Genomic DNA, 25,170 nt, shown 5'->3' with positions numbered 1-25,170 from the left:
TCCAGTTCGGATGTCCAGTACTTGAGACACCCACCCTAGTCGGCCGACCCACGTTTTCAACACCCCCGCTCCCTCCGTTCGTGCGGAATCCGCAGGTATCAGGGACCCAGACAACGGATTTCATCGATCGAGGCTTGCGGAAGTGTCGAGACCTCGTGCACAGTGACCTCGTGGCCAGTCGAAGCGCAGACCAGAAGGGCTCGCGGGAGCACCGCGAGCCCTCCCGCGAGTCCAGGAACGGCAGCTCGCCGCAGCTGGACGCCGTCTCCCTCGCCATCATCGAGCAGCTCCAGGAGGACGGCCGCCGGCCGTACGCCGCCATCGGCAAGGCCGTGGGCCTGTCGGAGGCGGCCGTGCGCCAGCGCGTCCAGAAGCTGCTCGATCAGGGCGTGATGCAGATCGTCGCCGTCACGGACCCGCTCACCGTGGGCTTCCGCAGACAGGCGATGGTCGGCGTCAACGTGGAGGGCGACGTGGAGTCGGTCGCCGACGCGCTGTCGGCCATGTCCGAATGCGAGTACGTGGTGATGACCGCGGGCTCCTTCGACCTGATGGTGGAGATCGTCTGCGAGGACGACGACCACCTCCTGGACGTCATCAACAAACGCATGCGGGCCGTGCCCGGTGTGCGCTCCACCGAGAGCTTCGTCTACCTCAAGCTCAAGAAGCAGACCTACATGTGGGGAACCCGATAACCGTGAGGACCCGATAGCCGTGAGCAAGGACCTCTCCCAGACCGCGTACGACCACCTGTGGATGCACTTCACGCGCATGTCGTCGTACGAGAAGGCCCCCGTCCCCACCATCGTCCGGGGCGAGGGCACGTACATCTACGACGACAAGGGCAAGCGCTACCTGGACGGCCTCGCCGGCCTCTTCGTGGTGCAGGCCGGACACGGCCGGGTCGAGCTCGCCGAGACCGCCTTCAAGCAGGCACAGGAGCTCGCGTTCTTCCCGGTGTGGTCCTACGCCCACCCCAAGGCCGTCGAGCTGGCCGAGCGACTCGCCGGACACGCGCCGGGCGACCTCAACAAGGTCTTCTTCACCACCGGCGGCGGTGAGGCGGTCGAGACCGCCTGGAAGCTCGCCAAGCAGTACTTCAAGCTGGTCGGCAAGCCCACCAAGCACAAGGTCATCTCCCGCGCGGTCGCCTATCACGGCACCCCGCAGGGCGCTCTGTCCATCACCGGCCTGCCGGCCCTGAAGGCCCCCTTCGAGCCGCTGGTCCCGGGCGCCCACAAGGTCCCGAACACCAACATCTACCGCGCCCCGATCCACGGCGACGACCCCGAGGCCTACGGCCGCTGGGCCGCCGACCAGATCGAGCAGCAGATCCTCTTCGAGGGTCCGGACACCGTCGCCGCGGTCTTCCTGGAGCCGGTGCAGAACGCGGGCGGCTGCTTCCCGCCGCCTCCCGGCTACTTCCAGCGGGTCCGCGAGATCTGCGACCGGTACGACGTACTGCTCGTCTCGGACGAGGTCATCTGCGCCTTCGGCCGCCTGGGCACCTACTTCGCCTGCGACAAGTTCGACTACGTGCCGGACATGATCACCTGCGCCAAGGGCATGACCTCGGGCTACTCCCCGATCGGCGCGTGCATCATCTCCGACCGCCTGGCCGAGCCGTTCTACACGGGCGACAACACCTTCCTGCACGGCTACACCTTCGGCGGCCACCCGGTCTCCGCGGCCGTGGGCCTGGCCAACCTCGACCTGTTCGAGCGCGAGAACCTCAACCAGCACGTCCTGGACAACGAGGGCAACTTCCGCGCCACCCTGGAGAAGCTCCACGACCTGCCGATCGTCGGCGACGTCCGCGGCAACGGCTTCTTCTACGGCATCGAGCTGGTGAAGGACAAGCACACCAAGGAGTCCTTCAACGACGAGGAGACCGAGCGCGTCCTGTACGGCTTCCTCTCCAAGGCGCTGTACGACAACGGCCTGTACTGCCGCGCCGACGACCGCGGTGACCCGGTCGTCCAGCTCGCCCCGCCGCTGATCTCCGACCAGTCGACGTTCGACGAGATCGAGCAGATCCTGCGCGCCACCCTCTCGGAGGCGTGGACGAAGCTCTGACGCCTCGTCGCTCAGATCGTCTTTCCGGATGATCAACACCGGCTCCGGTGCCGCCCGTTCGAGTGAGAAACGGCGGCCCGGGGCCGCGTGCTGTCCGGCGTCCCGCCGCCTTCTGCCTAGCGTGCCCAGTGACTGATCGGCCCTGCCTTCGTTCCCCCGCACGGGGGATGGACACGGGAACTACGGATCTGAACCGAGGTGTACGCGCATGGAGGCCAGGCCGGACAACGACGTGCTCTGGGCACGCGCCCTGCACTTCCAGCACGACGACGGCTCGCCCGCGCTCTGCGGGATCTCGCTCGGCGTGCGGGAGGGCGAGATTCTCGCCATCGGCGGCCCGCGCGGCAGCGGCAAGACGACCCTGCTGCGGTGCCTGTCCGGTCTGGTGCCCGTCCGGCGCGGTGAGGTCTGGTTCAACAGCGTGCCCGTGCACACCATGGGACCCCTCACCCGCGAGCGGCTGCGCCGCGACCGCTTCGGCTGGATCGACCCGGTCCCCTCTCTGGTCCCGGAGCTCGACGTCTGGGAGAACACCGCCCTGCCGCTGATGCTGCGCGGCACCAGCCGGCGCCGCGCCAAGGCCGCGGCCCTGGAGTGGCTGGAGCGCCTGGACATCGGCGACAGCGCCCGCAAACGTCCGCACCAACTGGTGCAGGCAGAGCGCCAGCGGGTCTGCATCGCCCGCGCCCTGGCCCCCGCGCCCTCGGTCCTGTTCGCCGACGAGCCCACGGCGCCCCTGCACCGCGCCGACCGCACCCATGTGCTGCGCACCCTCACCACGGCGGCCCGCTCCCACCGCATCACCGTCGTCCTGGCCACCCACGACGCGGAGACCGCGGCCCTCGCCGACCGCACGGTGTCCCTGCTGGACGGGCGGCGCGTGCAGACGGTGCACCTGCCTCCGGTCAGCGAGAACGCCGAGCCGGAAGGCCGGGCAGCGTGCTCGCTCTCCGTCTGACCCGCGGCGCCCACCCCGCCGTCCAGCTGCGCCGCCTCCTGGTCACGGCCGCCTCGGCGGGCACGGGTTTCCTGCTGCTCTGCGCCCTCGGCTACGCGCTGGGCCACCCCGGCGCCCCCGGTTCCGCCCTGCTGCGGCTCGCCTGGTGCACGGCTCCACTGGCCGCCACGGTGTACTTCGCGGTCGCGGTGGCCCGTACCGACCCCGGCACCAGGCCGCGCCCCGGCCTCTCGGCGATCGGTCTCGGGCCGGTGCGCCTGATGGTTGTCTCGGCGACGACGACCGCCCTGTCCTGCACCCTCGGCTCGATGCTGGCCCTGCTCGTCTTCCTGCACCTGCGGGGCGACCTGACGGGCATGCCCTTCGACGGCGCCGCTGCCGAGTGGCTCGCCGCAAACCAGCCCCTGCCGCTGCCGGCGGCCCTGACCCTGCTGGCGCTCGTGCCCGTCGGCGCGTCGGTGGCGGTGGCGCTGGTCCTGCGGCCGCGCGAGGCGGCGCCGACCGGGTCGGGGACGGTCCGGATGTACGGCCGCTTCGGCGCCTACCGGGACACCGGCACCCGCGAGACCTTCGGGGCGTACGGCCGGTTCGGCCGGCAGCTCGCCCGCCCCGCGACCGGCGGCACCGCCGGGTCCGTCACGAAGAGCGGCCCGCCGGCGGCCCGGGCCGGCGGGCCGGTCCCGGCCGCGGCCGTCGGCTCCATTGGGTCGGTGAGCGCGGTCGCGGATCCCCCCGGGTCACCCGCGGCGCACCCGGACCCTGAGGAGCCGGCCGAGGACGTCACTCCGCCCGGCACCCCGCACCCCGCCTCACCGGAGCCGACGGGAGCGAGGAGCCCGGCCGGTGAATCCGCTCAGGGGCTCAGCCCGCGCGCGGCGGCGCCGGACGCGGCCGGCGCCATCAGCCCCGCCGGTGCCCTGGCACGGCACACCGGCCCGACCGCCGACGCCACCGACGCCACCGACGGCCCAGTCCCCGAGGCGACCGTGCCGGACTGCACCGCGGCCCCCTCCGGTCTGCCCTGGGGCATCACCGTGCTGGCCGCGGGCCTGGCCGTGGAGAGCTACACGAGCCGCACCGCCGCCACCCCGCCCGACCTCAGCTTCTCCGGTGCCTCCCCCGGCGTGATGGCGGGCTGGGCGCTGGCCGCCGTCGGCCTGGCCCTGGCCGGTCCGGGCCTGACCCACCTGTGCGGACGGCTGCTCCAGTCGGTCCGCCCGGGCGCCCTGCGGCTCCTGGCCGGCCGCATCCTCATGGCGGAGTCCGTCCGCATCGGGCGCCCCCTGGGCGTCGTCTGCGCGGTCGTGTCCGCCGCGTGGGCCATGGCGCTGCTGCACGCCCCGGACGGGCTCTCGCTCGGTCCGCTCACCACCCTCGGTGTGCTCCTCGTGGCCGGCTGCACCGTGGCGACGCTCCTCACGGCCGCCGTCGAGGCCCGGCAGGCCCGCGCCGGCACCACCGCAGCGCTGCTGCGCCTCGGCGCCCCCGCCACGATGCTGCGCGGTGCCGCCGCCCTGCGCGCGGGTGCGCTGCTCGCCCTGTTCGGTCCCCTCTCCCTGACGGTCGCGGAACTCGCGGCGCTGCCCCTGGCGCGCTGAGGCGCACGGCAGCCGCCGGAGAACTCGTACGAAAAAAATCGTCGTACGGCGATGAGTTCCGGGCCGGCACCCGGTCTGTCCCCGTGTAACGACCCGGATGTGATGGGAGCGACCTCGCATGTACCAGCAGATGATCTTCGTGAACCTGTGCACCGGCGACCTGGGTGCCTCGAAGAAGTTCTTCACCGAGCTGGGCTTCACGATCAACGAGCAGTTCAGCGACGACACGACCGCCTCGGTCGTGATCAGCGACACCATCGTGGTCATGGTGCACACCAGGGAGAAGTACCTCCAGTTCACCAAGAAGGAGGTCGCGGACTCGACGAAGACCAGCGAGGTGCTGCTCGCGCTGAGCGCCGAGAGCCGGCAGAAGGTCGACGAACTGGTCGAGAAGGCGGTCTCGGCGGGCGGTTCCGTCTCCGGTGAGACGCAGGACCACGGCTTCATGTACGGCCGCGCGTTCGACGATGTCGACGGCCACACCTTCGAGGTCGTGTGGATGGACCCGGCGGCCGTCCAGGGCTGAGCGGCGGCGCTGTGCCAGCATGGGCGAGTGCAGACGATGCCCGCCCATGCGGCCCACCATGACGACCGTGAGATAGAGACCCTGGAGGAGTTCGACGCCACCATCTCGGCGCGCGGCTCGCTCGCCGGATACCGCGTCCAGGCCGTCGACCTGACCGACCGTACGCGCGCGTTGCTCGGCACGGACACGGCGGGCGCGCTCTTCCTCGGCTGCGCGATGCGCGAGGAGGCGGCCGCGAAGATCCGCGGGGACGGCGCCCTGGTCTTCCCGCCGGTCCCGGGCCTGCCGTTCGACCCGTACCGCGGGCTCGTCTACTCCCCGGACGAACTCTTCGCGTCGCTGGCCGACGGTTACGAGGCCACGCCCGACGCCTTGGCCTACGCCTGGTTCCAGCGCACGAAGGCGGACCGCGACATCTACGCCTCCATGCTGCGCGCGGTCCACGACGACTCCGTCTCGGACGCGCTCGACGAACTCCTGTCCGGCGCCCGGGTCGTGGGTGTGATGGGCGGCCACGCGATGGCGCGCGGCACCGAGGAGTACGCCGGCGCCGCACGGCTCGGCCGGGAACTGGCCCGCGCCGGCTTCACGATCGCCACCGGCGGCGGACCGGGCGCGATGGAGGCCGCGAACCTCGGCGCGTACGCGGCCCCGTTCGGTGACGAGATGCTCACGGAGTCACTGGAACTCCTCGGCAAGGCGCCGTACTTCAGCCCGTCGATCACCCACTGGGCCTCGGCCGCCTTCGAGGTGCGCACCCGCTGGCCCCGCGGCGGCCGCTCGGTCGGCATCCCCACCTGGTTCTACGGTCACGAACCGCCGAACGCCTTCGCCTCCCACATCGCCAAGTACTTCGCCAACGCCACCCGCGAGGACGGCCTGCTGGCCCGGTCCAACGCGGGTGTGGTGTTCCTGCCGGGCGCCGCCGGAACCGTGCAGGAGATCTTCGACAACGCGACGCCCAACTACTACGAGTCCCGCGGCGAGCCGACGCCGATGGTGCTGGTGAACCGCACGCACTGGACGGAGAAGCTGCCCGCGTGGCCGCTGCTCCGGTCGCTGGCCCGGGAGCGTTCGATGGAGACGCGCATCGCGCTGGTGGAGCGGATCGAGGAGGCGCCGGGGGCGTTGAAACGTCTCGGCGGTTAACAAGAAGGCAAAGCAAGTGCTTGCGAGCCGCATATGCGTTGACACTACTTATGCAGCGCTTATAGACCTGTGAGTCTCAAGGTGGTGCTGATGTTCAGTCAACACTGCCTCAACCCCCCGCTTTAGCAATCCTGTGAAGGACAAACGTGGCAGTTCTGTCCGTATCCCGCCGCGCACGTGCCGTGCGCGTCCTCGGTGTCGTCTCCGCCTCGGCCGCGCTCGCGCTCGGCACCGCCGGCAACGCGCTCGCCTGCGACATCAGCGAGTTCTCCGCCGAGGCGAAGTGCGACGGTGACAAGGGCGTCATCACCGTCACCGACGTGGACCCCGCCGGCATCCCGGCGACGGTCACCGTGTACCTGGAGAACAACGGCGCCGACGTGAAGAAGATCGGCGAGCAGGTCGTGAAGGGCTCGCGCAAGGGCACCACCATCACCTTCGCCGAGGACTGGAAGCCGGACGCCGAGTACCGCATCCACGTCAAGGCGGCGGGCTACGTCGACGAGGACATCAAGCCGAACCTCGTCACTCCGGCCACGGCCTGCAAGAAGAAGGAGGAGGAGGAGGAGCCCCCGGCTTCGACTCCCCCGGCGACGCCGACCCCGTCGGCCTCCCCGTCGAAGCCGGCCGAGGAGACCGAGACCCCGGCTCCGGAGCCCTCGGAGAGCCAGAGCACCTCGCCGGCGGGCAACGTGCCCGCCCCGGCCGGTGACTCCAACCTCGCCGAGACCGGTGCCGACTCCAACACCGGCCTCATCGCCGGCATCGCGGCGGCCCTGGTCGTCGTCGGTGGCGGTGCGGTGTTCTTCGGCATGCGTCGTCGCGGGGCGGACAGCGACAGCTGACGCCCGCGCACACCGTGACGTGGCCCGTCCCCCGGCCCGGGGGCGGGCCACGTCCCGTCTCATCCGAAGGTCGCCCGCTCCAGCCAGAACTCCAGCAGCTCCCGGTCGCCGAGCACCTGCAACTCCTCGGCGTCCAGCGGGAGCCGACGGTAGAACGCCAGCAGCACGGAGGTGAGCGGTCCGCGCAGGGCGACGGTGGCCTTCTCGTGCCCCCGGCGCCAGGAGACACCGTCCTCGGTGAGCTCGACGAGCCACTCGGCGTTCACTCCGGGCCCGGTGTCGGTGGCGTGCAGATGGATGCTGCGGTCCGGGCCGCGCAGATCCCTCACCTCGTCGTCCGGCACGGTCCGCTGCACGTACTGGACGATCTGCAGCCACTCGTCGACCGCGTCGGCGGCCACCTCGGGCGCGACCTCGTAGGGCAGCCCCGCGGCCAGCGTGGCGTCCGCGCGGTGCACGGTGATCTCATGCGTCACCCGGCGGGCCCAGAACCCGGTGCTGCGGATTCCCGCCCAGGCCCACACCTCGGTATCCGGTCCGGCCTCGCGCAGCGCCGCGACGGCCCGCTCGCCGCTCTTGGCCAGCCACGCGTCCAGCACCGCGGCGTCACCCCGGCCCGCGGGACCCGTGAGGTGCGGCACCCGCTCCTCGGGCACCTCCTCCTGGGCCCGGGTCCGCACGATGAACTCCACCCAGCGCAGGGCACCGCCCGTGTGCCGGACCAGGTCCTCCAGCGACCAGTCGGGGCAGGTGGGAACGGTGCCGGACAGATCGACGCCCGAGGTCACGACGGACCTCAACAGGCCGACCTGGTGGGTGATCTCGTCGCAATAGCGGTCGTGAGCGAGCAGCGTCATGTCCGGCACCCTAAGCCGGAAGCGATCAGCCGAGCACCACGATTTCGGCCGGGTCGAACTCCACGCCGACCGCGTCCCCGACCTCCGGCGCGTCCCGCAGCGCGCACGCCGCCTCCAAGCGCGGGGCGTTCTCCGGCTGGAGGTGGACGGCGACGTGGGTGCCCCGGAAGGTGCGGGCGGTCACCGTGCAGCGCAGGCCCGTGCCAGCGGGCACGAGGCGCACTCCGGCGGGGCGTACGAGCAGCGTGCGCGTCCCGTGCGGGGCACCCTCCGGCACCGGCACCTTGCCCCACGGGGTGTCCGCGGCCTCCGCCCCGACCGTCGCATCGGCCACGTTCTCGAAGCCGAGGAAACGGGCGACGAACGCGTCGGCGGGCCGTTGCCACACATCGAGGGGCGTCCCGGACTGGGCGATCCGCCCGTCCCGCATCACCACGACCCGGTCGGCCAGCGCGAAGGCCTCCCCCTGGTCGTGCGTCACGGCGAGCACGGTGGTGCCCAACCGGCCGAACAGTTCCTTCAGTTCGACGACCAGCCGCTCCCTCAGCGACCGGTCGAGCTGTCCCAGCGGCTCGTCCAGCATCAGCAGCCGGGGGCTCGGCGCCAGGGCCCGGGCCAGCGCCACCCGCTGCTGCTCTCCGCCGGACAGCGCGGCGACGGCCCGGCGGCCCGCACCGGGCAATCCCACGAGGTCCAGCAACTCCCGAACCCGCTCCACCTGTCGGCGCTTCGGCTCACCCCGCATCCGCAGCCCGAAGGCCACGTTGCCGCCCACGTCCCGCTGCGGGAACAGCTGGTGGTCCTGGAACATCAGCCCGACGCCCCGCCGGTGCGCCGGCACGCCCGCCTGGTCGCGCCCGTCGAGCACCACCCGCCCGGTGTCGAGGGGTTGCAACCCGGCCACCGCCCGCAGCAGGGTCGACTTGCCGCTGCCGCTGGGCCCGAGCACACACACGACCTCGTGCTCGGCGACCTCCAGATCGACGGCGTCCAGCACGGCACGCCCTCCGAAGCGAACCGTCGCCCCCCGCAGAGCCAGCAGCATCAGAACTCCCCCGTCCGGTCCGTGCGGAGCCTCTCCAGCACCAGCAGGGCCACGGCGCACACCACCATCAGAATCGTCGAAAGGGCCATCGCCTGGCCGTAGTTGAGGTCCCCGGGCCGCCCCAGCAGCCGGGCCACGGCCACCGGCAGCGTCGGCCGGTCGGGCCGTGCGATGAACACCGTGGCGCCGAACTCCCCGAGCGACACGGCGAAGGCGAACCCGGCCGCGATCAGCAGCGCCCGCCGCACCATCGGCAGGTCCACCTCCCGCCACACCCGCCAGGGGGCGGCCCCGAGCACCGAGGCCGCCTCCCGCAGCCGCACGTCCACCGCCCGCAGCACGGGCAGCATGGTCCGCACCACGAACGGCACCCCGACCAGCGCCTGCGCGAGCGGCACCAGGATCCAGGAGGACCTGAGGTCCAGCGGCGGCTCGTCGAGGGAGATCAGGAACCCGAAGCCGACGGTCACCGCGGACACCCCGAGCGGCAGCATCAGCAGTGCGTCGAAGCCGCGCACGAACCGCCCGGCGTCCCGGCGGGTGAGCGCGACCGCGGCGAGGCCCCCGATCACCACGGCGATGAACGTGGCGGCGACGGCGTAGGACAGGCTGTTGCCGATCGCCTCGATCGGCGGGACCAGGAACACTCCCCCGTCCTCGCTGGTCAGCGCCCGGTAGTAGCCGAGGCCCGGCGCGCCCAGAGACCGTTGCACCAGCACCGCCGGCGGGAGCACGAGCAGCAAGGCGACGGTGACGAGCACCCCGCCGAGCATCGCCCACTGCCCCGCGCCGCGGGGCCGGCGCGCGGTCACGGACGCGTCCACCAGCCGCAGGGCGGTCTCCCGCCGTCGCACGGTCCAGGCGTGCACCGCGAGGATCGCGCCCACCGCCACGAACTGGATCATGGTCAGCACGGCCGCGGTGGACAGATCGAAGATCTCGGACGTCTGCCGGTAGATCTCCACCTCCAGGGTGGAGAAGGTGGGCCCGCCGAGGATCTGCACGACGCCGAAGGAGGTGAAGGTGAACAGGAAGACCATGAGCGCGGCGGCGGCCACGGCCGGGGCGAGCGCGGGCAGGGTGACCTGCCGCCAGGCCTTCAGCGGGGACGCCCCGAGCATCCGTGCGGCCTCCTCCTGCCGGGGGTCGAGCTGCGCCCAGAGCCCTCCGACGGTGCGGACGACGACCGCGTAGTTGAAGAAGACGTGCGCGAGCAGGATCGCCCACACCGTGGTGTCCAGACGTACGCCCCACAGCTCGTCGAGCAGCCCGCCCCGCCCGACCAGCGCCAGGAACGCCGTACCGACGACGACCGTCGGCAGCACGAACGGGACGGTGACGACCGCCCTCAGGACCTGCTTGCCGGGGAAGTCGAAGCGTGCGAAGACGTACGCGCCGGGGAGCGCGACGAGCAGCGTGAGCGCGGTGGAGACCACCGCCTGCCAGGTGGTGAACCACAGGACGTGCCGGACGTCGGATTGCGCCAGCACGTCCGCGATCCGCCCGAGGTGCCAGGTCCCGTCGGCCTTCAGGCCGCGTGCGACGATCGCGGCGACGGGGTAGGCGAAGAAGACCGCGAAGAACGCGACGGGCGCGGCCAGCAGGCCGAACCGCGCCGCCGCGCCCCGCCGCCGAACGGCTACTTCAGTACGAGCGAGGTCCACGACTTGACCCACTGGTCGCGGTGGTCGGCGATCTTCGCCGCGTCCATGGTCTCGGGGTTCTTCGCCTGCGGCCCGAACTTCACGAACTCCGGCGGCACCTGGGCGCCCTCGCGCACCGGGTACACGAACATGTTCATCGGCATGTCCTCCTGGAACCGCTCGGTGAGCAGGAAGTCCAGGAACGCCTTGCCGCCCTTGGTGTTCTTCGCGTTGCTGAGCAGCCCCGCGTACTCGACCTGCCGGAAGCAGGTGCCCTCGGCGACCCCGGTCGGCGCCGTGCTCGGCTTCGGGTCGGCGAAGACGACCTCGGCGGGCGGCGAGGAGGCGTAGGACACGACGAGCGGCCGGTCGCCCTTGGCCTTCTTACCGCCCGCCGAGCCGGAGAACTCCTCGTTGTAAGCCTGCTCCCAGCCGTCGACGACCTTCACACCGTTGGCCTTGAGCTTCTTCCAGTAGCTCTCCCAGCCGTCGTCGCCGTACGCGGCGGCGGTGCCGAGCAGGAAGCCGAGGCCGGGCGAGGAGGCGGAGGCGTTCTCGGTGACGAGCAGGTTCTTGTACTGCGGCTTGACCAGGTCGTCGAAGCTGCGCGGCGGCTGCAGCTTGTGGTCGGCGAAGTACTTCTTGTCGTAGTTGACGCAGATGTCGCCGGTGTCGATGGGAGTGACCCGGTGCTGCTCCTGGTCGACGCGGTACTCGGCCTTGATCCGGTCCGAGCCCTTGGGCTCGTAGGACTGGAAGAGGCCGTTGTCGAGGGCGCGGGACAGCAGGGTGTTGTCGACGCCGAAGAAGACGTCGCCCTGCGGGTTGTCCTTGGTCAGGATGGCCTTGTTGACGGCCTGCCCGGCGTCGCCGTCCTTCAGGAAGTCGACCTTGTACCCGGACTGCTTCTCGAAGGCCGCGATGACGTCCTTGGACGCGGCCCATGAGTCGTGGCTGACGAGCGTCACGGTCTTGGAGTCACCGGACCCCTGTCCGCCGTCGGACGACCCGCACGCGGCGAGCGTGCCGGCCATGCCGAGCCCGACGACCGCCGCCGTCAGCCGCTTTGCGTTGATGCTCACTGGATTCCTCCTGGAGTGACCAGGAGAAGACGCGGCCCTGCCCGGGACTTCCGGAGTCCCGGGCAGGGCGCAACAGCTCGAGTGGTGACCGATCTCCCTACCCAGAATGACCTGGGCCAGGTTCGGAGGGTCTGCGGCCGTGTGCCGCACTCTCAGCGCTGTGGCGCTCCCCTGTCGGAATATGCAGATGTCGAATATGAGGGTGCTTACGACGGTCAGACTACCGTTCGGTGGCCGCGAGCTGACCACACGCCCCGTCGATCTCCTGACCACGGGTGTCCCGGACCGTCACCGGCACACCATGGGCGGCGATGGCCTCCACGAACGCCTTCTCGTCCTCGGGCCGGGAAGCCGTCCACTTCGACCCGGGCGTCGGGTTCAGCGGGATCAGGTTGACGTGCACCGGCCTGCCCTTGAGCATCCGGCCGAGCCGGTCACCACGCCACGCCTGGTCGTTGATGTCCCTGATCAGCGCGTACTCGATGGACAGCCGCCGGCCGGACTTGGCGCTGTACTCGAAGCCGGCGTCCAGCACCTCGCGGACCTTCCAGCGCGTGTTCACGGGCACGAGGGTGTCGCGCAGCTCGTCGTCGGGGGCGTGCAGCGAGATGGCGAGGCGGCACTTGAACCCCTCGTCGGAGAAGCGGTGGATGGCCGGGACGAGCCCGACCGTCGAGACGGTGATGCCGCGCTGCGAGAGGCCCACCCCGTCGGGCTCGGGGTCGGTGAGCCGCCGGATGGCACCGGCGACCCGGTTGTAGTTGGCGAGCGGCTCGCCCATGCCCATGAAGACGATGTTGCTCAGCCGGGCGGGACCGCCGGGGACCTCACCGTCCCGCAGGGCCCGCATGCCGTCCACGATCTGGTGCACGATCTCGGCGGTGGACAGATTCCGGTCCAGACCGGCCTGCCCGGTCGCACAGAACGGGCAGTTCATCCCGCATCCGGCCTGGGAGCTGATGCACATGGTCACACGGTCCGGGTAGCGCATCAGCACGGACTCGACGAGCGTCCCGTCGAACAGCCGCCACAGCGTCTTGCGGGTGGTGCCCTGGTCGGTCGACAGATGCCGCACGACGGTCATCAGCTCGGGCAGCAGCGCTTCCTGCAGCCGCCCACGAGCACCGGCCGGAATGTCGGTCCACTGCTCCGGATCATGCGCGTACCGCGCGAAGTAGTGCTGCGAGAGCTGCTTGGCACGAAACGGCTTCTCCCCGACAGCGGCAACGGCCTCCTTGCGCTCGGCAGGAGTGAGATCGGCGAGATGCCGCGGCGGCTTCTTGGCTCCGCGCGGGGCGACGAAAGTGAGTTCTCCGGGTGCAGGCATAACCCTTCCAGTGTGGCAGATCAACGGCGGGTGCCCAGGCCCGGAGCGGGGTGGGAGTGGTCACCTGCGGGTGCCGACTGTCGGCGTCGGCCGGCCTCGGACGGCCCAGGGACCCCGAGGGAAGCCGCAACGGTTCAGAACCCGGCCATGGACTTGTCGAGCACCCCGCCCAGCGCCCCGTAGACGCTGCAGCGAACCGAGTGACGTGTCTGCGGCGGAGCCCGAACCCACGATGAACGACATCGCGAAGAGCCCGCCGAGGACCACTGCTACCCCCGGCGGCGCTGTGCCGAGCCGTCGACGCCGCCCGCCGTGGGACGGCGACGTCCTACCCGCCCGTGTGCTCCAGCCGGTCCTTGAGGAGCTGCTCGTTGCGCGGGAGTTCCTTGCGGACCTGGGAGCGTACGACGAGAGGGACCAGGACCTTGCCCATGCCGTGGCCCTCCAGGTCGATGCCGATCGTGACGTGCGAGCGGCGGCCCTCGTCATAGGGTTCGACCTCGCCGTGCACCTGGGCACGGACGGGGCCGTCGACGCCGCGCATGCCCCAACTGCGGGGCGGGTCGTACTCGGTGACCTCCATGGTCATCGGCATGACGCGGCGGCCGACGTGCCGGGTCACACGGACCTTGGTGCCGACGCCGACGGGCCCCTCGTCGAGCCGCTCCGCGGACACGGCGCTCAGCTGCCACTCCGGCAGGCGCGAGGCGTCCATGACGTACTGATAGACCTCCTCGGGCCGGCAGTCGACGTCGATGCTCTCTCGGATGATGGCCATGATGGCCTCCTTTGGGAGGTACATCTGAATCGTCCCACTTCGGCCCCCCGGGCGTCTCCCCGAGACGGCAGCGAGCCCCCGCCCGGCAGGGCGGGGGCTCGCTGACCGGGATCGCCTCAGCCGGATCCGACGAACAGCACGAGCAGCAGCCACACCACCGGAGCCGTGGGCAGCAGCGAGTCGAGCCGGTCCATGATGCCGCCGTGCCCCGGCAGCAGCGTTCCCATGTCCTTGATGCCGAGGTCCCGCTTGATCATGGACTCGCCGAGGTCGCCGAGCGTGGCGGTGACCGCGACCGCGAGACCCAGCACCAGACCCTGCCACCAGGCGCCGTCGTCGATGAGGAACTGCATGCACAGCGCCCCCGCGACCATGGCGAAGGAGATCGCGCCGAGCAGGCCCTCGCGGGTCTTGCCGGGGCTGATGCGCGGGGCGAGCTTGTGCCGGCCGAACCGCCAGCCGACGGCGTAGGCCCCGGTGTCGCTGACGACCGTGAGCAGCAGGAAGGTGAGCACCCGCTGCGGTCCGTCGTCCGCGGTCAGCATCATCGCCACGAACGTCGCCAGGAACGGCACGTAGAACGCCGCGAAGACGCCCGCGGTGACGTCCCTCAGGTAGCCCTCGGGCGGTTCCGTCATGCGCCAGACCAGGACGCCCAGCGTCGTGAGCGCCATCGCCACCCACGCGCCCTCGGCACCCCGGACGTACCCGGCGACGACCATCGCGGCACCGCCGAGCGCGAGCGGCACGAGGGGCGCCCGGATGCCCTTGCGTTCCTCCAGCCGCTTGGTCAGCTCCCACAGGCCCACCACGACGGCCACCGCCACGACGCCGACGAAGACGGCCTTGACGACGAACAGCGACGCGACGATCACCGCACCGAGCCCGACACCGACCCCTATCGCGGCACTCAGGTCGCGACCCGCGCTCTTCTTCGGCGGCTTGGGCGCCGGCTGCGAGGCGTCGGGCATGGGCTCCGGATTCGTGTCGTTTCGGACCGGTGGGCCGCTCAGCCGAGCAGCCCCCCGGTCGTCATCCTGGTTTCCGCCGAATGCGGTCACGTCGGGCACGATGGGCATGGGGCGAGTCTGAGGCGCTTCATACGCATCGTATGCGGGGCCCGCGGAGGCGGCCCCTTGGACGTGCCCGTGGCCTGAGCCCTGGACGTGCCCCTGACCATGCCCTTGGTCGGTGGGCCCCCAGTACCCGGCCTGTGGCGGCGCCCCCCAGGAAGAGTCGTTCATCAGACCTCGAGCAGCTCCGCTTCCTTGTGCTTCAGGAGCTCGTCCACCTGCGCGACGTACTTCGCGGTGGTGTCGTCGAGCTCCTTCTCAGCACGGCGGCCCTCGTCCTCGCCGACCTCGCCGTCCTTGATCAGCTTGTCGATGGCGTCCTTGGCCTTGCGGCGCACGGAGCGGATGGAGACCTTGGCGTCCTCACCCTTGCTCTTGGCCACCTTGATGTACTCGCGGCGGCGCTCCTCGGTCAGCTCGGGGAACACCACTCGGATGATGTTACCGTCGTTGCTCGGGTTGACGCCCAGGTCGGAGTCGCGGATGGCCTGCTCGATGTTGCGCAGCGCGCTCTTGTCGAACGGGGTCACCACGGCCATGCGCGGCTCGGGCACCGAGAACGAGGCCAGCTGGTTGATCGGGGTCGGCGCGCCGTAGTAGTCGGCCACGATCTTGTTGAACATCGCCGGGTGCGCACGGCCGGTGCGGATCGCGGCGAAGTCCTCCTTGGCGACCACGACGGCCTTCTCCATCTTCTCCTCGGCCTCGAGGAGGGTCTCTTCGATCACCACTTGCTCCTGCGTGTCTTGAGTAGGCCCGGCTGCGGTTCCATGTGGGGCGGCGGCCGGCTGCGTCGCGTCTTCTTCCTGCACGGTTCCCGACCGGCAGGACATTGTCCATCCCCCGGCCCGGCTCCGTCCCGTCCGTCCCCCGGACGGGGTTGTTCCCGGGTTGTCAGTCCCGGCTGCCGGGTTCCCCCACCAGCGTGCCGATCTTCTCACCCTTGACGGCGCGTGCGATGTTGCCCTCCGCCAGCAGCTCGAAGACCACGATCGGGAGCTTGTTGTCGCGGCACAGCGTCACGGCTGTGGCGTCGGCGACCTTCAGATCACGCGTGATCACTTCGCCGTAGCCGAGGTGATCGAACTTCACCGCGTCCGGGTTGGTCTTGGGGTCGGAGTCGTAGACCCCGTCCACACCGTTCTTGCCCATCAGCAGTGCCTCGGCGTCGATCTCCAGGGCACGCTGGGCGGCGGTGGTGTCGGTGGAGAAGTACGGCATCCCCATCCCGGCGCCGAAGATGACCACACGGCCCTTCTCCAGGTGCCGCACCGCGCGCAGCGGGATGTACGGCTCGGCGACCTGCCCCATGGTGATGGCGGTCTGCACCCGGCAGTCCACGCCCACCTTCTCCAGGAAGTCCTGGAGGGCGAGGCAGTTCATGACCGTGCCGAGCATGCCCATGTAGTCGGAGCGGGCCCGGTCCATGCCGCGCTGCTGGAGTTCGGCACCGCGGAAGAAGTTGCCGCCGCCGATGACGACCGCGATCTGCGCACCGTCACGCACGACGGCCGCGATCTCGCGGGCGATCTTGTGCACCACGTCGGGGTCGACGCCAAGGCCGCCGCCGCCGGAGAAGGCCTCTCCGGACAGCTTCAGCAGAAACCGGCCGCGTACTTTGCCGTCGTCGCTCTTCTGGGCCTTGGTGGTCATGGGGGATCCCGCCTCTTTCACGTGTTGCACATACCAAGAAGGCCATTGCCGGTGGGGCGTGTTTCGCATCCCATGCGGCAATGGCCTCCTCGTCAGATCTGATGTCGTCCGCCACTCATGTGACGGCGTACGCGGACGACTGCTGTCGACCCTATCGGGGCCGGGCGTCGAGCGCGGTACGGACTCAGATGCCGACCTTGATGCGCGTGAAGCGCTTCAGGGTGACACCGGCCTCGTCCAGGACCTTCTGGACGGACTTCTTGTTGTCGAGCGCGTACGGCTGGCCGAGCAGCGTGGCGTCCTTGAAGAAGCCGTTGAGGCGACCCTCGACGATCTTCGGCAGGGCGGCCTCGGGCTTGCCCTCGGCGCGGGTGGTCTCCTCGGCGACGCGGCGCTCGGACTCGACGACCTCGGCCGGCACGTCCTCCTTGGAGAGGTACTTCGGCGCGAAGGCGGCGATGTGCTGGGCGACGCCCTTGGCGATCTCCGCGTTCGGCTTGTCCAGCTCGACGAGGACACCGATCTGCGGGGGCAGGTCGGGCATCGTGCGGTGCATGTACGCCGTCACGAAGCCGTCGGCGTACTGCGCGAAGCGGTCCAGGACGATCTTCTCGCCCAGGTTGGCGTTGGCCTCGTCCACGAACGCCTGGACGGTCTTGCCGGCCTCGATCTCGGAGGCGAGCAGGGCCTCGAGGTCGGCCGGGGAGGTCTTGGCGACGTGCTCGGCGATGGTCTTGGCCACGGCCTGGAACTTGTCACCCTTGGCGACGAAGTCCGTCTCGCACTTCAGCTCGACCAGGACACCGGAGGAGTTGTCGTCGGCGATGATCGAGACGACGGCACCGTTCTCGGCGGAACGGCCCTCGCGCTTGGCGACGCCCTTCTGGCCCTTGATGCGGAGCGCCTCGACGGCCTTCTCGACGTTGCCCTCGGCCTCGTCCAGCGCCTTCTTGCAGTCCATCATGCCGGCGCCCGTGAGCTCACGGAGCTTCTTGACGTCGGCGGCGGTGTAGTTCGCCATGAGTCTGTGAATCTCTCTCGAAGTCTGGAAGATCGAAGATCTGCGGATGCGGATGCGCCCCATGGAGCCGGAAGGCGCTGTCCGTCCGCCGACCTACGGGTTAACGGCGGGAGCGGACTTCACCGCGCCGAAGGCGCTGGTGGATGCGGTACCGCTCCCGCCGTCAACTCGGACTGACGGGTCAGGCCTGCTCGGCCTCGGCCTCGGCCGGCTTCTCGTCCTCGGCGGCCGGAGCAGCCTCGGGGGCCGGAGCAGCCTCAGCCTCAGCGGCGGGGGCGGCCTCGGCCGGAGCGGCCTCAGCGGCGGGGGCAGCCTCGTCGGCCTTCTTCTCGCCCTCGAGCAGGTCGCGCTCCCACTCGGCCAGCGGCTCGCCCGCGGCCTTCTCGCCCTTGCCCTCGGTGGCGACACCGGAGCGGGAGATGAGGCCCTCGGCGACCGCGTCCGCGATCACACGGGTGAGCAGGGTGACGGAGCGGATCGCGTCGTCGTTGCCCGGGATCTTGTAGTCGACCTCGTCGGGGTCGCAGTTGGTGTCGAGGATCGCGACGACCGGGATGTTCAGCTTCCGGGCCTCACCAACGGCGATGTGCTCCTTCTTGGTGTCCACGATCCAGACGGCGCTGGGCACCTTCTGCATCTCGCGGATACCGCCGAGGGTCTTCTCCAGCTTGGCCTTCTCGCGCGAGAGCACGAGAAGCTCCTTCTTGGTCAGACCGGACGCGGCGACGTCCTCGAAGTCGATCTGCTCGAGCTCCTTGAGGCGCTGCAGACGCTTGTAGACGGTCGAGAAGTTGGTGAGCATGCCGCCCAGCCAGCGCTGGTTGACGTAGGGCATGCCGACGCGGGTGGCCTGCTCGGCGATGGCCTCCTGCGCCTGCTTCTTCGTGCCGACGAACATGACCGTGCCGCCGTGGGCGACGGTCTCCTTGACGAACTCGTAGGCGCGGTCGATGTACGACAGCGACTGGAGCAGGTCGATGATGTAGATGCCGTTGCGCTCCGTGAAGATGAAGCGCTTCATCTTCGGGTTCCAACGACGGGTCTGGTGACCGAAGTGGACGCCGCTCTCCAGCAGCTCCCGCATCGTGACGACGGCCATGGCCGTATCTCCTTGAATTTCTCGGTTGTGCCGCGGACGCCGGACGGCTTCCGCGCCTGACGCCCACTGCGCGCCGTTCCACGAGGGACCGAGGGGCGCTGACACGGGCCCTTGTCGGGCTTCGTGTCGGGGCGTGCGAAGTCGACCCGATGGCTCGGGTCGCCACCAGAAGTGTACGGGACCCGCGGGGTGCCGGGTGACGCCGTTGTCCACAACCGGGCGGCGCTCCACAGCGGCGAGCGGTGACACCGGCACTCCGGGACGCTTTCCGCATGCGAGCGAAGCGATGTGCGCGCGTCGGTGCGCGCCTGATCCTGCTGCTGATCGTCACGGCGACGGCCCTGCTGGCGCCACCACCACCGCTGTTCGCGGCGGATGCGCCCCCCGCGGACGCCACCGTGCCGGCGATCGGCCGCACCTGGCCCGTCGGCCTGCGCCCGGCGGTCCTACGGGGGTGGGAACCCCCGGCGACGGTCTACGGGCCCGGCCATCGGGGCGTGGACCTGGCGGCGACTCCTGGAACACCGGTGCGGGCGGTGACCGCGGGCCGGGTCTCCTTCGCGGGCCGGGTGGCGGGCAAGGGCGTGGTGTCGGTGGAGCTCACGGGAACGGGCGACCCGCCCCTGCGTACGACCTACGAACCGGTGACGGCGTCGGTCGAGGAGGGCGAGGAGGTGGAACCGGGTGAGGTGATCGGCACGGTGGACCCGGGCGGCTCGCACTGCGCGGCCCCCTGCGTGCACTGGGGCCTGCGCCGCGACGAGAGTTACCTGAACCCGCTGTCGCTCCTGCCGCCCTGGCTCCTGCACCGGGGCCCGTCGAGGCTGCTGCCGCTCGCGTAGCCGCGCCCCCGCGTGCCGCCCCGCGCCGTACGGGCGGGCGCGGCGGCTCCCGGCTCCACCAGACCGCACAACCCCCCGCCCCCACGCCGTACGGGCGGGCGGGCGCGGCGGCTCCCGGCTCCACCAGACCGCTCACCCCCCGGCCCCGACGCCGTACGGGCGGGCGGGCGCGGCGGCTCCCGGCTCCGCCGGACCGCTCACCCCCCGGCCCCGACGCCTTCAGCCCCGCACGCCCCGCAGAGCCATGGATACAGCCGCGTCGGTGATGGCGGTCGGCTCTTCCGCTGCCCCGAGCTCGATCCTCCGCACGGCCGCGTCCACGACGCCCTGCAGCAGCATCGCCGCCAACCGGGGCTGCGCGTGCCCCAGCTCGGCCAGCGCCTCGACGATCATCGCGACCAGCCCGCCGTGCGCCGCCCGGATCTTCTCCCGCGCCCCCGCGTCGAGCTCACTCGCGGAGATCGCGACCACGGCCCGGTGCCGCCGGTCCCCGACCAGCTCCAGCTGCCGGCGCACGTACGCCTCGACTTTGGCCTCGGCCGTCCCGGCCCGCTCCATCGCCGCCGACACATCCGCCGCCCAGACCGGGAAGTCGACCTCGCACAGCTCCTCGACCACGGCCGCCCGAGACCGGAAGTACTCGTAGACGGACGAGCGCGCGAGGCCCGTCCGCTCGGCGAGGGCCGGGAAGGTCAGCGCCTCCGTACCGCCCTCGGACAACAAGGAACGAGCCGCGTCCAGCAGGGCGGCTCGCTGCATCGACCGGTGCTCGGCCACGGAGGCCGCTCGAATCCTTGGCACGTCAACACTCTACGGACGCGTCCCGCCGGACGGGAGTGGTTGATGCCGACTCGACGGCATCCGGCCAGGTCAGCGGCCGAAGCTCGCCAGTTTCGCTCTGAGCTGCAGCACCGATTTGGTGTGGATCTGGCTGACCCGGCTCTCGGTCACGCCCAGGACGTTCCCGATCTCGGCCAGGGTGAGGCCCTCGTAGTAGTAGAGCGTGACCACGGTCTTCTCCCGGTCGGGCAGGGTACTGATGGCCCGCGCCAGAAACCTGCGAAGCTCCCGGTCCTCGGCGACCTCGACGGGGTTGTCGGCGGCGGTGTCCTCCAGCGTGTCCATCACGCTGAGCCCGTCGCCGCCCTCGCCGCCCCCGTGCAGCAGCTCTTCCAGAGCCACCACGTTGGCCAGCGACAACTGACTGAACACCGCGTGGAGTTCCTCGACGGCGATGCCCATCTCGGAGGCCACCTCGCCCTCGGTCGGCGTCCGCCGCAGCCGCGCCTCCAGCGTGGCGTACGCCCGCTCCACATTGCGCGCCTTCTGCCGCACCGAGCGGGGGATCCAGTCCAGCGCCCGCAGTTCGTCGATCATCGCGCCGCGGATGCGGGTGATCGCGTACGTCTCGAACTTGATCTCCCGCTCGATGTCGAACTTCTCGATCGCGTCGATCAGCCCGAACACCCCGGACGAGACGAAGTCCGCCTGCTCGACGTTGGACGGCAGCCCCACACTGACCCGTCCCGCGACGTACTTCACGAGGGGTGAGTAGTGCAGGATCAGCTGCTCCCGCAGCCGCTCGTCCCCCGTCGCCTTGTACGACCGCCACAGCTCGTCGAGCGTCGAGGGAGCGGGCGGCCGCACGCTGCCACCGTCACGGGCGGCTGGGGGGATCGCCGCCCGGTCGGACCCGGAGGTGTGCTGGGGCATTCGTCGCCTTGTGCCGTTCTGCTGCGGAGTGGTGCTGCTGGGGTGATCTGTCTGTCCGATGTCGAGTTGCCTGTCCCTGTAGGGATCCTCGTGAGCGTAGCGTGACTGCGGTGTCGCGGTGCGCGAAGGCCGGATGCGGAGGCGGGCGCAGATACGTTCCGGGGGACGCCCTTCCGAGGCGGCACGGTCGCTCGGTGTGATCACCGGAGAAGCCCAACTGGGCGCATTTCCAAGGGTTCTCGGGGTTCCCCCGGACGGCCGAACGTAGATGGTCAACACGGTCCGTGACGGTCGCGGACCGACATCACCGCCTGGCGTGTCAACTTCCAGCCGTCGCCGTGTCGTTCGACGTAACCGAGTGCTCGGAGTTCGTACAGTCTCGCGATCGCCTCGTCCTGTGCGGTCTGGGCGGAGCGGGCGATCTCGTCCGGCCGGGCCGTCCCGTGCCCCGGCAGTGCGGCGAGTACCTGCCGGGCGGCGGGTTCCAGCAGGTCGCGGGGCAGGACCGGACCGCGCCGGTCGGGGGCCAGCTCTCCGATGTCACCGACCAGTTCGATGACGTCCGCGACGTCGGTGACCAGGGCGGCTTCCCCGCGCAGCAGATCGTGCACTCCGGCGGAGAGTCCGCTGGTGGCCGGGCCCGGGACGCCCATCGTGTGCCGGCCGAGGCGCTGCGCCGCCCGCGCGGTGACCAGGGAGCCGCTGCGGTGGGCGGCCTCGACGACCACGGTGCCGCGGGTGAGCGCCGCGATCACTCTGTTCCGCAGGATGAACCGGCTCGGCGTCGGGTGGTCGCCGGGCGGCAACTCGCCGATGACCAATCCCTGTTCCGCGATTCTGCTGATCAACTGGGTGTGGCCGCGGGGGTAGGGCCGGTCGACGCCGCAGGCGAGGACCGCGACGGTGGCGCCACCGGCCCCGAGCGCTCCGCGGTGGGCGGCGCCGTCGACTCCGTAGGCGCCGCCGGACACCACCACCCAGCCCTGCTCGGCGAGGCCGGCGGCGAGGGTGGCGGCCATGTGGGCCCCGTACTCGGTGCAGGCCCGGGCGCCGACCACGGCGACGGACTTCAGCGCCCACATGCGCAGACTGGGCCGCCCGCGCACCCAGAGGCCCAGGGGCCGGGCATCCCCGAGATCGTCGAGCTGCCCCGGCCACTCCGCTGTTCCGGGAGGCACGAACCGCACCCCGGCGGCCCGGGCCGCTTCCAGGTCCCGGTGCGGCCGGGCGGCCTCGGCCCGGGCCACCAGCCCGGCCCACCGCTTGGCGCTCACCCCCGGCGGCGCGGCCCCACCCTGCCTCAGCCGCCGTACCACCTCTCCGACCCCGAATTCCCGCACCCACCGACCGCCGACCTCGTCACCGGGCTCGATGACCCGGGTGAGCAGGACACGGCCGAGCAGTTCACCGTCCGGTTCGCCGACGGCGTTCACGTCATTGCCCCGATGGCCATGGGGACTCCTCGCGGCACCCCGGTGCGCAGCTGGAGCGCGAGGGCGACGTCCGTCGCGTCGGGCCGGTCGTGGCCGACGAGGTCGGCGACGGTCCAGGCCACGCGCAGGACGCGGTCGAGTCCGCGGGCGGTCAGGACACCACGCTCCAGGCTCCGCTCGGCCTCGTCCATCGCGCCGGGCACCGCGCACCAGCGGCTGCGCAGCTCACGGCCGGGCACCTCGCCGTTCGTGCGCCAAGGGGTCCCGGCAAGGCGCTCGGCAGCCCGTTGCCGGGCCGCCCGCACTCGGTCGGCGACCGTTGCGGTCGACTCGCCTCCGGCGCCGGAGGCGGTCAGCTCGGTGCGGGTGACGCGGTCCACTTCGACGCGCAGATCGACCCGGTCGAGCAGCGGACCGGACAGCCTGGCCTGGTAGCGGCGGATCGCCGAGGGCGGACACTCGCACAGGTCGTCCCGCTGCGAGAACCGGCCGCACGGGCAGGGGTTGGCGGCGAGGACCATCAGGAACTTCGCCGGGAAGCGCACGACTCCCGCACTGCGCGCGATCACGACATGGCCCGCCTCCAGCGGCTGTCGCAGGGCGTCCAACGCATGGCTGCTGAATTCCGGCGTCTCGTCCAGGAACAGCACGCCGCGATGAGACAACGACACCGCCCCGGGCCGCGCGGTGCCCGGGCCGCCGCCGACGAGTGCCTGCATCGTGGCCGAGTGGTGGGGGGCGCAGTAGGGGGCGACGTCGATCAACGGCTTGCCCGGAGGCAGTAGGCCGGCCACCGAGTGGACCGCGGTGACCTCCAGCGAATCCTGCCGGCCGAGCCGGGGCAGGATGGCCGGCAACCGCTCCGCGAGCATCGTCTTGCCGGCGCCGGGCGGCCCTTCGAGGAAGAGGTGGTGTCCGCCCGCTGCTGCCACCTCCACCGCCGTGCGTGCCGACGTCTGCCCGACGACGTCCGCCAGGTCGTGACCGTGGTCGTGCTGGGTCGCACCGAGGCTGCGCATGCCCGTGGCCGCGCCCGTGCCCGGGACCCGGAGGCCGGCGAGGAGCGGGTCGGGGCGGCCCAGCTCGTCCTGTTCCTCGTCGGGCAGGGGTTCGTCGGCCAGGACGGCGATCAGCTGCCGCAGACTGCGCACGCCCAGCACCGACACCCCGGGCACGAGGGTGGCCTCTGCGGCGGCACACTCCGGCACCACCACCTGCTCATACCCCGCGTCGGCCGCCGCCAGCACCGCCGGCAGCACTCCCCGCACCGGCCGCACCCGCCCGTCCAGCCCGAGCTCGCCGATCATCACGATGTCGGCGAGGACCCGTGGGTCGATTCGCTCCGCCGCACCGAGGACCGCCGCCGCGACGGCCAGGTCGAAGCCGCTGCCGGACTTCGGCACCGAGGCCGGACTCAGACCGACCGTGAGCTTCTTCTGGGGCCAGGCCGCGCCCGAGTTGACGACCGCGGCGCGCACCCGGTCCCGGCTCTCCGTGAGGCTCTTGTCGGGCAGTCCCACCAGGGTGAACGCCGCGACGCCGGGTTCGAGGTCGGCCTGGACCTCGACGACCACGCCCTCGACGCCCACCAGGGCGACCGAACACGTACGGGCGAATGCCATTCAGGCCACCCCCCGCACGTGCTCGACCACGGCGGCGCCGCGGGCGGGCAGCAGTACACCGATCACGTCGATGCGGACCCCGCCGGGCGGGGCGCCCCCGTGCGTCTGGATCCACCGCTCCGCCAGGTCCCGCAGCCGCTGCGCCTTCTGCGGGGTCACGGCCGCCATCGGATGCTCGAAGGGGCTCTCCCTGCGGGTCTTCACCTCGCAGACGACCAGGACGTCCCCGTCCCTGGCCACGATGTCGATCTCGCCGACGCGGCCGGAGCGCCAGTTGCGCTCCAGGACCGTCAGACCGGCCTCGGCCAGCCGCCGTGCGGCCAGACTCTCCCCGTACCTGCCCATCGCGCTGCGGGCCAGATGTGCGTTCATGTCGGCACCACCTCCGGCGCCAACGATCGGGCACCCGCCGCCACGAAGTGGATCTTGGTGGACAGCTCAGTGGCTGTGGACAACCTCGCCGCCCACCCGGGTGACCGGATGCCGCGACGCCGGGGCGGGCTCACCCGCTCGGCAGCTCCAGATCGCTCTTGTTCAGTTCCTCGATGTTCACGTCCTTGAACGTGAGGACCCGAACCTGCTTCACGAACCGCGCGGGCCGGTACATGTCCCACACCCAGGCGTCTGCCATGGAGACCTCGAAGAACACCTCACCCTGGACCGAGTGCACCTGCATCTCGTAGTCGTTGGTGAGGTAGAAGCGCCGCTCGGTCTCGATCACGTATTTGAACAGACCGACGACATCGCGGTACTCCCGGTAGAGCTTCAGCTCCATCTCGGTCTCGTACTTCTCGAGGTCCTCGGCGCTCATGGCATGTTCCCCTTCAGCC

Annotated in this window: 25 protein-coding genes and 1 riboswitch; of the genes, 8 read left to right on the top strand and 17 right to left on the bottom strand. The window is 71.0% G+C overall.

All coding sequences use genetic code 11. The annotated features are described in order from the left end of the window. Window positions 1–155 precede the first annotated feature (155 nt). The 7 genes from ACIQHQ_RS30570 (at window position 156) to ACIQHQ_RS30540 (ending at window position 7,152) form a co-directional block, all read left to right on the top strand. Window positions 156–695, top strand: coding sequence for an Lrp/AsnC family transcriptional regulator (locus ACIQHQ_RS30570; RefSeq protein WP_402617889.1), 540 nt, complete (start codon window positions 156–158; stop codon window positions 693–695). 13 nt (window positions 696–708) lie between these two features. Further along, the gene (locus tag ACIQHQ_RS30565; protein WP_402618078.1) at window positions 709–2,076 is read left to right on the top strand and encodes an aspartate aminotransferase family protein; all 1,368 of its coding nucleotides are present in this window, start codon (window positions 709–711) and stop codon (window positions 2,074–2,076) included. Between the two features lie 208 nt (window positions 2,077–2,284). Further along, the gene (locus tag ACIQHQ_RS30560) at window positions 2,285–3,034 is read left to right on the top strand and encodes an ABC transporter ATP-binding protein (protein WP_402617886.1); all 750 of its coding nucleotides are present in this window, start codon (window positions 2,285–2,287) and stop codon (window positions 3,032–3,034) included. Then, window positions 3,016–4,632 carry a hypothetical protein gene (locus ACIQHQ_RS30555; protein ID WP_402617883.1) on the top strand — a complete coding sequence of 539 codons (1,617 nt, stop codon included), beginning with the start codon at window positions 3,016–3,018 and terminating at the stop codon, window positions 4,630–4,632. The genes ACIQHQ_RS30560 and ACIQHQ_RS30555 overlap by 19 nt, the downstream gene beginning before the upstream one ends. A 118-nt stretch (window positions 4,633–4,750) precedes the next feature. Then, the gene (locus tag ACIQHQ_RS30550; RefSeq protein ID WP_402617880.1) at window positions 4,751–5,158 is read left to right on the top strand and encodes a VOC family protein; all 408 of its coding nucleotides are present in this window, start codon (window positions 4,751–4,753) and stop codon (window positions 5,156–5,158) included. A 27-nt stretch (window positions 5,159–5,185) separates the two neighbouring features. Continuing rightward, window positions 5,186–6,307, top strand: a complete 1,122-nt coding sequence (locus tag ACIQHQ_RS30545; RefSeq protein ID WP_402617877.1) for an LOG family protein — start codon at window positions 5,186–5,188, stop codon at window positions 6,305–6,307. A 155-nt stretch (window positions 6,308–6,462) separates the two neighbouring features. Then, the gene (locus tag ACIQHQ_RS30540; protein WP_402618076.1) at window positions 6,463–7,152 is read left to right on the top strand and encodes an LAETG motif-containing sortase-dependent surface protein; all 690 of its coding nucleotides are present in this window, start codon (window positions 6,463–6,465) and stop codon (window positions 7,150–7,152) included. Window positions 7,153–7,211: 59 nt separating this feature from the next. On the opposite strand, the gene ACIQHQ_RS30535 is transcribed toward ACIQHQ_RS30540, so the two are convergent. From ACIQHQ_RS30535 to rpsB, 11 genes are all read right to left on the bottom strand, one after another. Beyond that, the gene (locus ACIQHQ_RS30535; protein WP_402617874.1) at window positions 7,212–8,009 is read right to left on the bottom strand and encodes a maleylpyruvate isomerase family mycothiol-dependent enzyme; all 798 of its coding nucleotides are present in this window, start codon (window positions 8,007–8,009) and stop codon (window positions 7,212–7,214) included. Between the two features lie 25 nt (window positions 8,010–8,034). Next, a complete protein-coding gene (locus ACIQHQ_RS30530) occupies window positions 8,035–9,054 on the bottom strand; it encodes an ABC transporter ATP-binding protein (RefSeq protein WP_402617871.1) in 1,020 nt (339 codons plus the stop codon). Further along, window positions 9,054–10,655: an ABC transporter permease gene (locus ACIQHQ_RS30525; protein ID WP_402618073.1), complete on the bottom strand. Its 1,602-nt coding sequence runs from the start codon at window positions 10,653–10,655 to the stop codon at window positions 9,054–9,056. The genes ACIQHQ_RS30530 and ACIQHQ_RS30525 overlap by 1 nt, the downstream gene beginning before the upstream one ends. A 38-nt stretch (window positions 10,656–10,693) precedes the next feature. Further along, window positions 10,694–11,731, bottom strand: coding sequence for a thiamine ABC transporter substrate binding subunit (locus ACIQHQ_RS30520; RefSeq protein ID WP_402618070.1), 1,038 nt, complete (start codon window positions 11,729–11,731; stop codon window positions 10,694–10,696). Between the two features lie 124 nt (window positions 11,732–11,855). Further along, window positions 11,856–11,962: riboswitch (TPP riboswitch) on the bottom strand. 37 nt (window positions 11,963–11,999) lie between these two features. After that, window positions 12,000–13,106 (bottom strand): 23S rRNA (adenine(2503)-C(2))-methyltransferase RlmN, encoded by a 1,107-nt coding sequence (gene rlmN, locus ACIQHQ_RS30515; protein ID WP_402617869.1) that lies wholly within the window; start codon window positions 13,104–13,106, stop codon window positions 12,000–12,002. Between the two features lie 328 nt (window positions 13,107–13,434). Then, window positions 13,435–13,884, bottom strand: a complete 450-nt coding sequence (locus ACIQHQ_RS30510; protein WP_402617866.1) for an SRPBCC family protein — start codon at window positions 13,882–13,884, stop codon at window positions 13,435–13,437. 116 nt (window positions 13,885–14,000) lie between these two features. Then, a complete protein-coding gene (locus tag ACIQHQ_RS30505; RefSeq protein WP_402617863.1) occupies window positions 14,001–15,128 on the bottom strand; it encodes a phosphatidate cytidylyltransferase in 1,128 nt (375 codons plus the stop codon). Then, a complete protein-coding gene (gene frr / locus ACIQHQ_RS30500; protein WP_031120910.1) occupies window positions 15,128–15,685 on the bottom strand; it encodes a ribosome recycling factor in 558 nt (185 codons plus the stop codon). The genes ACIQHQ_RS30505 and frr overlap by 1 nt, the downstream gene beginning before the upstream one ends. A gap of 166 nt (window positions 15,686–15,851) precedes the next feature. Further along, window positions 15,852–16,610, bottom strand: coding sequence for a UMP kinase (gene pyrH / locus ACIQHQ_RS30495; RefSeq protein WP_383325837.1), 759 nt, complete (start codon window positions 16,608–16,610; stop codon window positions 15,852–15,854). Between the two features lie 184 nt (window positions 16,611–16,794). Further along, window positions 16,795–17,631 (bottom strand): translation elongation factor Ts, encoded by an 837-nt coding sequence (gene tsf / locus ACIQHQ_RS30490; protein WP_031103424.1) that lies wholly within the window; start codon window positions 17,629–17,631, stop codon window positions 16,795–16,797. A gap of 181 nt (window positions 17,632–17,812) precedes the next feature. Further along, window positions 17,813–18,730 carry a 30S ribosomal protein S2 gene (gene rpsB / locus ACIQHQ_RS30485; protein ID WP_402617859.1) on the bottom strand — a complete coding sequence of 306 codons (918 nt, stop codon included), beginning with the start codon at window positions 18,728–18,730 and terminating at the stop codon, window positions 17,813–17,815. A 272-nt stretch (window positions 18,731–19,002) separates the two neighbouring features. Between rpsB and ACIQHQ_RS30480 the strand changes: the two genes are divergently transcribed. Continuing rightward, window positions 19,003–19,572 (top strand): peptidoglycan DD-metalloendopeptidase family protein, encoded by a 570-nt coding sequence (locus tag ACIQHQ_RS30480; protein ID WP_402617857.1) that lies wholly within the window; start codon window positions 19,003–19,005, stop codon window positions 19,570–19,572. 219 nt (window positions 19,573–19,791) lie between these two features. Here the strand turns inward: ACIQHQ_RS30480 and ACIQHQ_RS30475 are convergent, their stop codons facing one another. The 6 genes from ACIQHQ_RS30475 to ACIQHQ_RS30450 all read right to left on the bottom strand — a co-directional run bounded on the left by ACIQHQ_RS30475 (window position 19,792) and on the right by ACIQHQ_RS30450 (window position 25,151). Next, window positions 19,792–20,349, bottom strand: coding sequence for a TetR/AcrR family transcriptional regulator (locus ACIQHQ_RS30475; protein WP_402618067.1), 558 nt, complete (start codon window positions 20,347–20,349; stop codon window positions 19,792–19,794). A gap of 93 nt (window positions 20,350–20,442) precedes the next feature. Then, a complete protein-coding gene (whiG, locus tag ACIQHQ_RS30470; RefSeq protein ID WP_402617854.1) occupies window positions 20,443–21,285 on the bottom strand; it encodes an RNA polymerase sigma factor WhiG in 843 nt (280 codons plus the stop codon). A gap of 272 nt (window positions 21,286–21,557) precedes the next feature. Then, window positions 21,558–22,718: a DNA-processing protein DprA gene (dprA, locus tag ACIQHQ_RS30465; protein WP_402617851.1), complete on the bottom strand. Its 1,161-nt coding sequence runs from the start codon at window positions 22,716–22,718 to the stop codon at window positions 21,558–21,560. Next, window positions 22,715–24,340: a YifB family Mg chelatase-like AAA ATPase gene (locus ACIQHQ_RS30460; RefSeq protein ID WP_402617847.1), complete on the bottom strand. Its 1,626-nt coding sequence runs from the start codon at window positions 24,338–24,340 to the stop codon at window positions 22,715–22,717. Before ACIQHQ_RS30460 ends, dprA begins: the two co-directional genes overlap by 4 nt. Continuing rightward, window positions 24,341–24,712, bottom strand: a complete 372-nt coding sequence (locus ACIQHQ_RS30455) for a YraN family protein (protein WP_402617845.1) — start codon at window positions 24,710–24,712, stop codon at window positions 24,341–24,343. It lies immediately after the preceding gene. 130 nt (window positions 24,713–24,842) lie between these two features. Beyond that, window positions 24,843–25,151 (bottom strand): DUF2469 domain-containing protein, encoded by a 309-nt coding sequence (locus ACIQHQ_RS30450; RefSeq protein ID WP_003993268.1) that lies wholly within the window; start codon window positions 25,149–25,151, stop codon window positions 24,843–24,845. Window positions 25,152–25,170 lie beyond the last annotated feature (19 nt).

It is taken from the genome of Streptomyces sp. NPDC092370 (assembly GCF_044755265.1).
In the GTDB taxonomy this organism is placed as follows: domain Bacteria; phylum Actinomycetota; class Actinomycetes; order Streptomycetales; family Streptomycetaceae; genus Streptomyces.
Note: the sequence above shows the minus strand (reverse complement) of the source record. Positions and strands in the feature narration are given on the sequence as shown.